The 10,066-nt window shown below is 70.3% G+C and carries 15 protein-coding genes; 5 read left to right on the top strand and 10 right to left on the bottom strand.

Annotated features, from left to right (window positions below):
* From AOK00_RS02660 to AOK00_RS02625, 8 genes are all read right to left on the bottom strand, one after another.
* A partial coding sequence (locus AOK00_RS02660) for a GvpL/GvpF family gas vesicle protein (RefSeq protein WP_254047216.1) occupies window positions 1-559 on the bottom strand: 559 nt, incomplete at its 3' end.
* Window positions 556-1,017, bottom strand: coding sequence for a gas vesicle protein (locus AOK00_RS02655; protein WP_055598707.1), 462 nt, complete (start codon window positions 1,015-1,017; stop codon window positions 556-558). The genes AOK00_RS02655 and AOK00_RS02660, both read right to left, overlap by 4 nt.
* 38 nt (window positions 1,018-1,055) lie before the next feature.
* A complete protein-coding gene (locus AOK00_RS02650) occupies window positions 1,056-2,198 on the bottom strand; it encodes an SRPBCC family protein (RefSeq protein ID WP_055598706.1) in 1,143 nt (380 codons plus the stop codon).
* On the bottom strand, window positions 2,191-2,775 hold the full coding sequence (locus tag AOK00_RS02645) for a hypothetical protein (RefSeq protein ID WP_055598705.1): 585 nt from the start codon (window positions 2,773-2,775) through the stop codon (window positions 2,191-2,193). The genes AOK00_RS02650 and AOK00_RS02645 overlap by 8 nt, the downstream gene beginning before the upstream one ends.
* Window positions 2,776-2,815: 40 nt before the next feature.
* The gene (locus tag AOK00_RS02640) at window positions 2,816-3,073 is read right to left on the bottom strand and encodes a gas vesicle protein GvpG (protein WP_055598704.1); all 258 of its coding nucleotides are present in this window, start codon (window positions 3,071-3,073) and stop codon (window positions 2,816-2,818) included.
* Between the two features lie 45 nt (window positions 3,074-3,118).
* Window positions 3,119-3,832, bottom strand: a complete 714-nt coding sequence (locus AOK00_RS02635) for a GvpL/GvpF family gas vesicle protein (RefSeq protein WP_055598703.1) — start codon at window positions 3,830-3,832, stop codon at window positions 3,119-3,121.
* A gap of 3 nt (window positions 3,833-3,835) precedes the next feature.
* Window positions 3,836-4,273 (bottom strand): gas vesicle structural protein GvpA, encoded by a 438-nt coding sequence (locus AOK00_RS02630; protein ID WP_055598702.1) that lies wholly within the window; start codon window positions 4,271-4,273, stop codon window positions 3,836-3,838.
* An 83-nt stretch (window positions 4,274-4,356) separates the two neighbouring features.
* Window positions 4,357-4,653, bottom strand: coding sequence for a gas vesicle protein (locus AOK00_RS02625; RefSeq protein ID WP_055598701.1), 297 nt, complete (start codon window positions 4,651-4,653; stop codon window positions 4,357-4,359).
* 342 nt (window positions 4,654-4,995) lie between these two features.
* On the opposite strand from AOK00_RS02625, the gene AOK00_RS02620 reads away from it, so the two are divergent.
* Window positions 4,996-5,439, top strand: a complete 444-nt coding sequence (locus tag AOK00_RS02620; protein WP_055598700.1) for a CBS domain-containing protein — start codon at window positions 4,996-4,998, stop codon at window positions 5,437-5,439.
* A 293-nt stretch (window positions 5,440-5,732) separates the two neighbouring features.
* On the opposite strand, the gene AOK00_RS02615 is transcribed toward AOK00_RS02620, so the two are convergent.
* Window positions 5,733-6,107, bottom strand: coding sequence for an STAS domain-containing protein (locus tag AOK00_RS02615; protein WP_055598699.1), 375 nt, complete (start codon window positions 6,105-6,107; stop codon window positions 5,733-5,735).
* Window positions 6,108-6,233: 126 nt separating this feature from the next.
* Between AOK00_RS02615 and AOK00_RS02610 the strand changes: the two genes are divergently transcribed.
* The 4 genes from AOK00_RS02610 (at window position 6,234) to AOK00_RS02595 (ending at window position 9,034) form a co-directional block, all read left to right on the top strand.
* Window positions 6,234-6,563, top strand: coding sequence for a helix-turn-helix transcriptional regulator (locus AOK00_RS02610; RefSeq protein ID WP_055598698.1), 330 nt, complete (start codon window positions 6,234-6,236; stop codon window positions 6,561-6,563).
* 274 nt (window positions 6,564-6,837) lie between these two features.
* Entirely contained in the window at window positions 6,838-7,572 is a 735-nt protein-coding gene (locus AOK00_RS02605) for a glyoxalase/bleomycin resistance/extradiol dioxygenase family protein (RefSeq protein ID WP_055598697.1), read from the top strand.
* 265 nt (window positions 7,573-7,837) lie between these two features.
* Window positions 7,838-8,254, top strand: coding sequence for a hypothetical protein (locus AOK00_RS02600; protein WP_159041678.1), 417 nt, complete (start codon window positions 7,838-7,840; stop codon window positions 8,252-8,254).
* Between the two features lie 81 nt (window positions 8,255-8,335).
* On the top strand, window positions 8,336-9,034 hold the full coding sequence (locus AOK00_RS02595; protein WP_055598695.1) for a DUF6766 family protein: 699 nt from the start codon (window positions 8,336-8,338) through the stop codon (window positions 9,032-9,034).
* A gap of 30 nt (window positions 9,035-9,064) precedes the next feature.
* Here AOK00_RS02595 and AOK00_RS02590 read toward each other — a convergent pair whose 3' ends face one another.
* A complete protein-coding gene (locus AOK00_RS02590; RefSeq protein ID WP_055598708.1) occupies window positions 9,065-9,958 on the bottom strand; it encodes a glucose 1-dehydrogenase in 894 nt (297 codons plus the stop codon).
* Between the last annotated feature and the right edge of the window lie 108 nt (window positions 9,959-10,066).

The raw sequence follows: 10,066 nt of genomic DNA, 5'->3' as shown, positions 1-10,066 counted from the left end.
GCACCGCTCCCCAGGAGCCCGCCGCCGCGCCGGGCTCCTGGGGAGCGGTGCGTGCGGGAATCGTCGACTCCGGGTCGGCGTGGACCTTCGCGCCCAGCTCGACATGACCGTCGAGCCACGCCAGCATTTCGGTGAACCGGTCGCGGTGGGCAGCCAGCATGCGGGCCACCCGATCCTCGTCGAGATAGACCGTGGCCAGTCTGAAGGGAAGGACCACCGCTCGCGCGAACGCGGCGTCGACCACCGCGTGATGGGCCCGGGCGATCTCCTCCAGGCTGCCGAGATCCTCCAGCCGGCGCCGCAGCGCCGCCTCGCCGTAGGCGTCCTGCGGTACGGCCGACATCAGGGCGACGAGTCCGTCCGCCGCGACGAGCCGCACGCCCTGGGCGTCGACTCCGCCCGCCGTACCGACCGCGTCGGCGAAGCTCCCGTCGTCCCGGCCGACGCCGTACACGTAGGCCATCGGGGGAGCGGCCGGCTTCCCCTCCGGCCGGGACCGACTCCCGGCCCCGGGGGAGGGCGGGCCGGCGGCCTCGTTGATCGGGCCGAGTGCGTTCACCGTGCCTCCTCCGTCCCCGGGCGGGTGACCGCTTCCGGCTCCCGCTCCTGTCCGTCCTCCGGCAGGCCCGCGGCGCGCAGTCGTACGAGTTCGGCGCGCAGGCGCTCGTTCTCGTCGGCCAGGAGCTCTTCCCGGCCGCCACCGCCCCTGGCGCTTCCGCCGCCGCCTCCGCTGTCGACGGGGCGGGGCGGGCGCGCCCGGGAGGAGAGCGAAGGGTCGTGCTCCCACCAGTCGATGCCCATCTCCTTCGCCTTGTCGACCGAGGCGACCAGCAGCCGGAGCTTGATGGTCAGCAGCTCGATGTCCAGGAGATTGATCTGGATGTCGCCGGCGATCACGATGCCCTTGTCGAGTACGCGTTCCAGGATGTCCGCGAGGTTCGCGGACGAGCCCTGCCTGCTGCTCGGCGATCCGGCATGCGGTGATGCCGGTAGGCGTCCCGCGAAGGTTTCGGACATGTTGGCGGCCCCTGTCTCTGGGTGTGCTCTGCAGTCGGTCAGCTGCCGACGCGGGCGCGGCGACGGGTACGACGCCCCGACCTGCGCGGGCGGTCGTCGTCCTCGGCCTCCTCGGCTTCGTCGGCCTCCTCGGCTTCGTCGGCCGGCTCGTCCTCGACGTCCTCCTCGTCCTCCTCGTCGTCGTCCTCGTCCTCGGCCTCGACGTCCGCGTCCGCCTCGTAGTCCAGGTCGGCCTCAGCCTCGGCCTCGTCGTCGGCTTCCTCGTCGTCGAGGTCCTCCGCGTCGACGGACCCGTCGTACTCCTCGGGCCCGAGGTCCTCCGCGTCACCGTCGGCGCGGTCCTCCTGCTCGACCGCTTCTTCGTGGCCGACCACGACCTCGCCGTCCCGGACCTCGCCGCGCCAGCCGTCGGTGGCCTCTCCGCGCAGCATCAGGAACTTGCGGTAGAGCTTGAGATCCAGCCGGGCACGCCTGCCCTGCGCGCGCCAGATGTTCCCGGTCTTCTCGAAGAGCCCCTTGGGGAAGTACTCCAGTACCAGCAACACGCGGGTGAGATCGTCCGTGACGCGATGGAACGTCACCACGCCGCGGACCGTGCCCTTGGCGCCTTCCGTGGTCCAGGAGATGCGCCTGTCGGGTATCTGCTCGGTGACGTTCGCCTGCCAACTGCGGGTCGACTTGGCCACCTTCACCTTCCAGTGGGTGGTCGTGTCGTCCGCCGTCTCGACGCTGACGACTCCCTTGGCGAACGTGCTGAACTCCTGGAACTGCGTCCACTGGTCGTACGCCTCGCGCACGGGCACACCGACATCGATGTCCTCGACGATGGTCACGCTCTTGTCGCCGCCCGCGCCGGGCGGACGGCCGCCGCCGAAGAGGTTCTTGGCCTTGCCCTTCACGGTGTCCTTGAACGCGGAGGTCCCGGCGGCGAGCGCGGCCCGTGCGGGGGACTTGCCCTCGCCGAGGGCCTGTCCTCCCTTGGCGAGGCTGTTGGCCAGGCGGCCGTGGCCGGCTGCCGGCTCGGCCAGCCTGGCCACGCTTTCGCCGAGGCGCCGTCCGAGCCGGCTGACCGCGTCCTCGGCGCGCGCCGTCAGATAGAGCCGCAGCTCCTCCTTCAGCCGCTCGGTGGCGGGGTTGTCCGCCACGCCGGTCCTGATCCTGCCGAGCGCCGAGTCACTCATCGTTGTCACTCCTGCTCCTGCGTGCGCGGGACGCCGACGTCTTCCTGGGGGCGCTCGCACGCTTGCCGGCGGCCGGCGCACGACGGGGGCTGTCGGCGGAGGAGTCGTCTCGGGAGGACGAGCGGCCGGTGCTCTTCCTCGCCGTGCTCCTCGTCGCCTTCCTCGCGGTGCTCTTCGCCGCGCTGCTCTTGGCCGAGGCCGCGGGCCGCGCCCTCTGCCGCCCACCCCCGCCGGCACCGTCCCCGGGCTCCTCCCGCTCCTCGGGTTCCTCGGCCTCGTCGCTGCCCAGCGCCCTCGTGCGCTGCTGCAGCGAGTCGGCAAGGCCCGAGGCGCGCTTGGTGAGAGCCTGCGCCGCGGCCGACTTCGTGGCCTCGAACAGCTCTCTGCGAACCTGCTCGCTCAGCGCTCCCGTCACCGGTGAGGCAGCCAGCAGCTTCCCGATCCGCCGGGGGTCGAGGTCCAGCCTGCGGCCGGCGAGGAACATCCCCACCCCGATGGCCAACCTGGCCTTCTTCGTCCGTCCCAGCAGATACCCTCCGACGAGCGCGGCCGCCGTCGTGGCGCTCTTCGCTGTCACCGGTGCACCTCGTTCTGCCTCGGTCGGTCACTCTGTTGGATCATGAACCGTTCTCCGTCTGCCTTCGGTACGCTTCGATCTCGTCGAGCCGGTCCAGCAGCGCGTCCTCGCGCCGGTCGAACTCCTCCGCTTCCACCCGCCCGTTCGCCAGGTCGTCCACGAGGGCCGCCAGCTGCGCGCGTACGGGGCCGGGGTCGTAGTACTCGCGTTCCGCGGCGAGCAGGACCTGGTCGACCACCCACGCCGTACCGCGCAGCGGTGCGAACGGCAGGGTCAGAATTCCGGTGATGAGACCCATGTCCCCGCCTCCTTACCGGCGTTCGCGTCTCCGTCGGCCGCCGCGTCACACGAAGCTGTACGGCGGCAGCGGCCCGGTCAGCGTGAAGGTGCAGGCCTCGCCCTGCCGGTCGGCCTCGTCCCGTACGGCGCGGACGAACGTGTCCGCGGTGGAGGCCGGAATCAGGAAGGAGACGTTGAGGAAGAGGCCGGCGGCGGGCTCGGCACGCTGGGCACGGGCCGCGGACGGCAGCAGCCGCTCCATCGTCATCTCCGCCCGGTCGTTGTTGCGCTCGGCCACCTGGCCGGCGACGAGTTCCCCGAGAGCGATCCGTTCGTCCTGCCCCGCGGCGCCCGACCTCGTGCGTTCGTTGAGCTCCCTGATCTGATCGGATTCCGCCACGATCTCGAGCAGCAGGTCCTGCTCGTCACGGGCCGCCTTGAGGTTGAACTCCACGTGACCGTCGAGTTCGGCCAGGCGGGCGCGGTAGTTGTCGCTGTCCTGTCGCAGCGCGTCGCCGACCTGGTCGTCGTCCGGGCCGAGCAGGCCGAAGCGCATCGGCAGCGTCGCCCCGTCCGCCATCAGGGACTCCAGGACCGCCTCGTGCGCCAGGACGTCGCGGCGCTTGGCCCGCAGCCCTTCGGGGGCGTCGCTGACGACCGCGGCCAGGTCGCCCGCGGCGACCGTCCGCAGCGGAGACGGCGGGTCGCCCACGCCCTGGAGGTTCTTCAGGTGCAGGGGATGGTCGGCGCCGGTGATGGCGTAGATGTAGGTCGGCATCTGCTACTCCTCCCGTCGGGCGGCGGACGTGCGGCTGGAGGAGGACTTGCGCGCCGGCCGCTTGCGGGGCTCCTCCTCGGACTCCTCGCGCTTGCTCTGCAGGGAATCCGTGATCGCCTCGACGGCGCCGGTCAGCGCACCCTTGGACTTGCCCTTGGCGCCGTTCTCGGTCATCTCGCCGACGATGTCGGTGAGCTGTGTGGGGGCCTTTCGCCCGGACTCCAGGTCGAGCCGGTTGCAGGCCTCGGCGAAGCGCAGGTACGTGTCCACGCTCGCGACCACCACGCGGACATCGATCTTGAGGATTTCGATCCCGACCAGAGAGACGCGGACGAACGCGTCGATCACCAGCCCTCGGTCGAGGATGAGCTCCAGCACATCGTAGAGATTTCCCGAGCCGCTTCCGCCGCTCGTGGCATTGCTCTGTTGGACGAGTGTCACAGTGAACTCCTTTCGATTCAGCGCCTGTCGACGTCCACGGGCACGCCACCCCCGGCAGGGGGAGGCCGCGCCCGCCGCCGTCGTCAGCGACGGTCGATCTGGCCCCGGGCGTAGCGCCGTGTGCGCTCGTACGCCACGAGCCGCCCCTCGCTGTCGAGGGCGACGCGGTACGAGGCCATGACGCTCATCGTGTCCGGAACCTTCTCCAGCTCGACGACCTCGACTTCGGCCGTCCACCCGTCCTCCGTGGCCTTGACCGCGGACACGGATCCGGGTTCGCACCGCAGCAGCTCCGAGAGCTGCCCGGAGGCACGGCGCATGGCCGTGGCGATGTCGAGCTGTGCGGACGTCTTGTTCTCTTCGTCGTCAGTCGCGCTCATGTTCCCCGCCTGTGAGGCCTGGATGACCGCCCTGGAGCCGGGCTCCAGCAGCCGCCTGTGGCTGACGTTCGCGTGCCCCGGGCGTCCGAACGTATGCGTGACTCACCGTGAATCGCTCCCGTGAAGTCCCCACAGGCGACGCCACCGTGCTGATCGCGAGGGGGTTTCTCCGTGGCTGGGGTGCCGGCTGGAAGGAGCCCCGTGGCCGGCGGGAGGCAGCCCCCGTGCGGGTCGCGGCGACGGGTGTCGCGCAGCGTGGCAGGCGTCCCAGATGCGTGTTGCGATGGAAGCAGGGAAGCCGACCTGTAGGCACCGTTCGGTGCCACGATGGGAGGAGCGATCATGGCTGCGAACAAGCCGCTCAAGGCCCGCGACATCATGACGGCGGGGACGCAGTGCGTGGGTGAGCACGAGTCCCTGCACGACGCGGCGCGGATGATGCGGGACATGCAGGTGGGTGCGATGCCCATCTGTGGCGATGACGACAAGCTGATGGGGATGGTCACTGACCGCGACATCGTCGTCGAGTGTGTGGCCGCCGGGCAGGACCCGGCCCAGGTCGAGTGCGGTTCCCTCGGCGGCGAGCTGCACTGGATCGACGCCGAGGCGTCGGCGACCGACGCCCTGCACGTCATGGAGGAGAACCAGGTGAAGCGACTGCCGGTGATCGACGTGCAGAACGGACACCGTCTCTGCGGGATGATCTCGGAAGCCAACCTCGCCCAGAACCTCACGGACCAGCAGATCGCCGAATTCGCGAGCCGCGTGTACGCGGGCGCCCACTGAGGGCCCACCCCTCAGGCTGCTGCCGCCCACTGCCGCAGGCGCACGTCACGCGCGACGAGGCGGTCCGGATTCTCCGCGCGGTCCGCATTCCGGCCGGCAGGATTCGCCCGGGATGCGGCTCGGCCGCTTCGACGTCCACGCGTCGCCGGCGGGGACGTCCACGCGTCACCGACGCGCGGGCGCCCGGCGCGCCCGCCGTCCTCCCGGTGGGTGTCGCGCCTGGTGTCGCGCCTCTCGTCGGCGTCGCGCCGCCGCCTTTCGGGAGACGTCCGCCTGGGGCGACGGCCGCCGCTCTATCCCGCTGGGGTGAAGAGCGGTGCTGTCCTGGTGATCTCCAGCAGGCGGTCTACTCGGGGACTGGAGGTGGTGACGGCCAGGGGGTGGTGGTCGTGGAGGGCCCATTGGCGCGCACGCAGCAGGACCTGCAACCCCGTGCAGTCGCAGAACGTGACCCCGGACAGGTCCAGAGTGATCCCACAGCCGGCGGGGCATGCCTCCGTCGCCTTCAGCAGGACGACCCGCAGATGTGCGGCGGTGCTGAGGTCGAGCTCTCCGGCGACGCTCACGACGGGGCCGCCCGGAGCGTTGTGTACGGAGATGCTGACGCGGGCCTCCTGCCCGCTGACCGGTGGGGATTCCAGCCGCGTGGCTTCGGAGAAGAGAGTCATGAGAGCCTCCAGACCGAAACGAGCCTTCCCCTGCGAGTCTCCCTTTTGGGGTGAATTGCGTCAATAAATGCCCGAAATTCGCCTCGTACGATGACTGGCGTCCCCCATTCCGGGCAGGGTGCAAGCATGGGCGAAACGAGCGCCAACCACTCGGACTGGACCTTTCTCACCAGTCATGCCCGGGTCCTGCTGACGATCTTCCGTGATCCCGCCATACGCCTGCGCGACGTCGCATCGATCTGCGGCATCACCGAGCGGACGGTGCAGGCCATCGTCACCGACCTCGAAGAAGCCGGGTACCTCACGCGCAGCCGCGGGAACGACGGTCGCCGCAATCGCTACAGCATCGTGCAGGGTGCCCTCTTCCGGCATCCGGCCGAGGCCGGCTATCAGGTCACCGACCTGCTGGCACTCCTCTCCAAGCCGGGCGACACCCAGGGACCGGCCGTCGACTGATGCCGCGCCCGGGTGTCGCCGCTCGATAGGCGCCAGGTGCGCAGTCCCGACTTCTGCCGGGTGCGCCACGCCGAGTGTGCGCACCCTGCGCAGCCCTGTGAGGACCCGAGTGGTGGAATCGGTCGGCCACGTCCGGCGCGGTGCAGGCCCTCAGCTCGGTGCTATGGGCAGATTTACAGTGGAATATTCCCTGTCCTGCACGAGTGATCCGAGGGTGACGGCCGTGTCGACGTCGAGTGATGAGATCGCGGGCGCCCCGTGCTGGGTCAGTCTGATGGCCCGGGACCTGGCAGCCGCGCAGCACTTCTACGCCGGGGTCCTGGGCTGGAGGTTCCGCGCCAGCAGCCTCGGGGACAGTTTCTCGGTCGCCCTCCGGGAGGGCATGCCCGTCGCGGGGATCGGCGCTCTCGCCGAGCGCCTCGACCTGCCGGTGGCGTGGACGCCGTACTTCGCCGTCGCGGACGCCGACGTCACCGCCGCACGTATCCGTGAACGCGGGGCGACCATGGCCGTAGGCCCCCTGGCCTTCGGCACCGGCCGCGCCGGACTGGCCGCCGACCCCGCCGGAGCAGTCTTCGGGTTCTGGCAGGGCACTGTCGTCCCGGATTGGTCGGTGGGCCGGGGCAGAGCGTCGGCCTGGCTGGAGCTGCACACACGCGACGTGTTCGAAGCCTCGATCTTCTACGGGGAGGTCTTCGACTGGGCCGGGGGAGACGCCGGCTGCTGCGTGGCGTCCTACGAACACGACCACGTCGTCCTGCGCCACGGCCACGACACCGTCGCGCGCATCAGCGGAGGAGCGGTCGACGCGGTTCCGGACCCCTCGATCCGCCCGCGCTGGCACGTCCACTTCCCCGTACCGGACCTGGAAGAGGCGATCGAGGCCACGTACGCGCGGGGAGGCGGAGCCGTCTCCCCTGTGGGTACGTCCACGACGAGCCGTTGGGTCGACCTCACCGACCCGGAGGGAGCGCGATTCACCGTCGTAGCACCGCAGGACACGTTCTGAACCATCAGGCCGAGTCGTAGACGGCCGGAGTGGGCGGTGGCGGTCTCCGCCGAACAGCCGAATCCCGGGTGTGCGGGCGGGTCTTCGCCCCGTTCGTCGGCGGGCTCGCAGCGACCGACGGTCCTTCGATGCCGGGGTTGGTCCGGGCGGGCGGTCCGGGGAGTGTCACGGGCGTCGCGAGCACGGTGGGGCGGATCCGGGAGCGATGGTGGTGGGGGTGCCCGTTCCGGATCCGGCGCCCGCATGCCCAGGCGGAGGAGACGACATGGATGGGCGGAAGCGGACCTTCGCGACTCTCACAGCGTCCGCCGTCGTGGCCACGCTGTTGTGCGGTTGCGGAGCGCCCGCGGCCCGCGTGGACGGGGCCCGGCAGGCCGGCCTGGCCTTCGAACAGGCACTCGCCGACGCGGACTACGCGCGGGCGTGCACGCTGATCGCGCCCCAGACCCGCGAGGAACTCGAAGAGAACGAGAACAAGCCGTGCGGCCCGGCTCTGGAAGGCCAGGCTCTCTCCGCCGCCGACGGAGTGCCTGACACGCAGGTGTACGGAAGGCAGGCGCTGCTGCGACTGCCGACCGACATCCTGTTCCTTTCGCAGTTCGCCGACGGCTGGAAAGTCACCGCCGCGGGGTGCGCTCCGCAGGCCGGCGAGCCCTACCGGTGCTCTGTGAAGGGCGGCTGACGTGCGTCTTCTGTTCGCCATCTGTCTGGTGACGATCCTCGGCGGGCTGGGCTACTTCACCGTGATCGGGGCGATGCACCGGTGAGCGGGCGACGTGAACCCCGTGAGGGACGGTTCTGGAAGGACAACAGCCTCACGCTCGCCTTCGGCGGCGCGTTCCTCGTGGTCCTGGCCGGCCAGGCACTGGCCGGGCACGCCGGCTTCAACGAGGACCTCGCCGTCGACGGGATGCAGCAGCTGACGATCGGCGAGTACCTGATGTCGTCGGACTTCGCCGTCGACGTGACCGAGAACTGGCAGTCGGAGTTCCTCCAGTTCTTCCTCTACATCTTCGGCACCGTCTGGCTCCTCCAGCGCGGCTCACCCGAGTCCAAGGAACTCCACAAGGCGGGTCCCGAAAGCGACCAGGAGCAGCGCGTCGGAGACCACGCCCGGGCCGACTCGCCCCGCTGGGCCGGCACCAAGGACTGGCGACAGCGCCTGTACTCACGCTCTCTCGGGACCGCGATGGCCCTGCTGTTCGTCCTGTCCTGGCTCGCCCAGTCGATCGCCGGAACGGCCGCCTACAACGAGCAGCGACTGCGGGAGCTCCTGCCACCGGTGTCGTGGAGCAGCTACCTGGCCTCAGCCGACTTCTGGGACCGCTCCTTGCAGAACTGGCAGTCGGAACTGCTGGCTGTGGCCGCCATGGCCATCCTCTCCGTGTATCTGCGTCAGCGAGGCTCCCCGGAATCCAAGCCCGTGGGCGCCTCGCACACCTCCACGGGAGTCGAAGGGTAGGAGGACGGGGCGATTCCCGCCGGCCGTTCGTCAGGGCAGTGGGGTGCCGCCGGTGGCGTTGACGATCTCGCCGGTGATGTAGCTCGCCTGGGGTGAGGCAAGGAAGACGTAGGCCGGTGCCATCTCCGCCGGCTGGGCGGGGCGGCCCAGCGGGGACTGCGTGCCGAACTTCGTCGTGTCAGGCATCGTCGCGGGGATGAGTGGCGTCCACACGGGTCCGGGGGCGACGGCGTTGACGCGGATGCCGCGTTCGGCGAGCATCTGGGCCAGGCCGTGGGTGAAGGAGATGATCGCCGACTTCGTCATCGCGTAGTCGAGGAGATGGGGACTGGGCTTGTACCCCTGCACCGAGGTGGTGTTGATGATCGACCCGCCTCGCGGCATGTGGGGCAGGACCTTGCGTGTCAGCCAGAACATTCCGTACAGGTTGGTCTTCATCACCCGGTCGAACTGTTCCGTGGTGATCGCCTCGATCCCGTCGGGCTGGGACATCTGGTACGCGGCGTTGTTGACAAGGATGTCCACCCGCCCCAGCTCGTCCACGGCACGGTCGATCAGGGCCGAGCATTGGTTCTCGTCGCGGATGTCGCACAGGACGGGCACCGCCGTCCGGCCGGCCTCACGGACGAGACGCGCGGTCTCGACGGCTTCGTCGGTCTCTTCGGCGAGGTGGGTGAGGACGACGTCCGCCCCCTCCCTGGCGAATGCCAGGCATACGGCCCTGCCGATTCCGGAGTCCCCTCCCGTCACCACCGCCGTACGGTTCGAAAGCACCTCGTGGCCCCGGTACGAGTCCTCACCGTGATCCGGCCGGGGGCGCATCTCCTCCGTCGAGCCGGGGTGGTCCTGCTCCTGGTCGGGGAGCGGGGGTCGCGGGTGGCGTGTCACCGGGTCGGGAACCCCGGGTGCGTCGTTCTCAGGCATGAAGTCTCCGTAGGGCCGTCCGAAGCAGGGCAGGCGGCCGAGGCGTCGGGCATGGATGGGGGGCGGCAACAGGGTCGTACCAGAGGCCCGGCGTACCTGCTCCGGCAC

This window comes from Streptomyces aureus, from assembly GCF_001418135.1.
Taxonomy (GTDB): domain Bacteria; phylum Actinomycetota; class Actinomycetes; order Streptomycetales; family Streptomycetaceae; genus Streptomyces; species Streptomyces aureus_A.
Note: the sequence above shows the minus strand (reverse complement) of the source record. Positions and strands in the feature narration are given on the sequence as shown.

Coding starts and splice junctions, on each gene's coding strand:
- AOK00_RS02655 (WP_055598707.1), bottom strand. CDS start 1,017: ATGTCCGAAACCTTCGCGGGACGCCTACCGGCATCACCGCATGCCGGA.
- AOK00_RS02650 (WP_055598706.1), bottom strand. CDS start 2,198: ATGAGTGACTCGGCGCTCGGCAGGATCAGGACCGGCGTGGCGGACAAC.
- AOK00_RS02640 (WP_055598704.1), bottom strand. CDS start 3,073: ATGGGTCTCATCACCGGAATTCTGACCCTGCCGTTCGCACCGCTGCGC.
- AOK00_RS02635 (WP_055598703.1), bottom strand. CDS start 3,832: ATGCCGACCTACATCTACGCCATCACCGGCGCCGACCATCCCCTGCAC.
- AOK00_RS02625 (WP_055598701.1), bottom strand. CDS start 4,653: ATGAGCGCGACTGACGACGAAGAGAACAAGACGTCCGCACAGCTCGAC.
- AOK00_RS02620 (WP_055598700.1), top strand. CDS start 4,996: ATGGCTGCGAACAAGCCGCTCAAGGCCCGCGACATCATGACGGCGGGG.
- AOK00_RS02615 (WP_055598699.1), bottom strand. CDS start 6,107: ATGACTCTCTTCTCCGAAGCCACGCGGCTGGAATCCCCACCGGTCAGC.
- AOK00_RS02610 (WP_055598698.1), top strand. CDS start 6,234: ATGGGCGAAACGAGCGCCAACCACTCGGACTGGACCTTTCTCACCAGT.
- AOK00_RS02605 (WP_055598697.1), top strand. CDS start 6,838: ATGGCCCGGGACCTGGCAGCCGCGCAGCACTTCTACGCCGGGGTCCTG.
- AOK00_RS02600 (WP_159041678.1), top strand. CDS start 7,838: ATGGATGGGCGGAAGCGGACCTTCGCGACTCTCACAGCGTCCGCCGTC.
- AOK00_RS02590 (WP_055598708.1), bottom strand. CDS start 9,958: ATGCCTGAGAACGACGCACCCGGGGTTCCCGACCCGGTGACACGCCAC.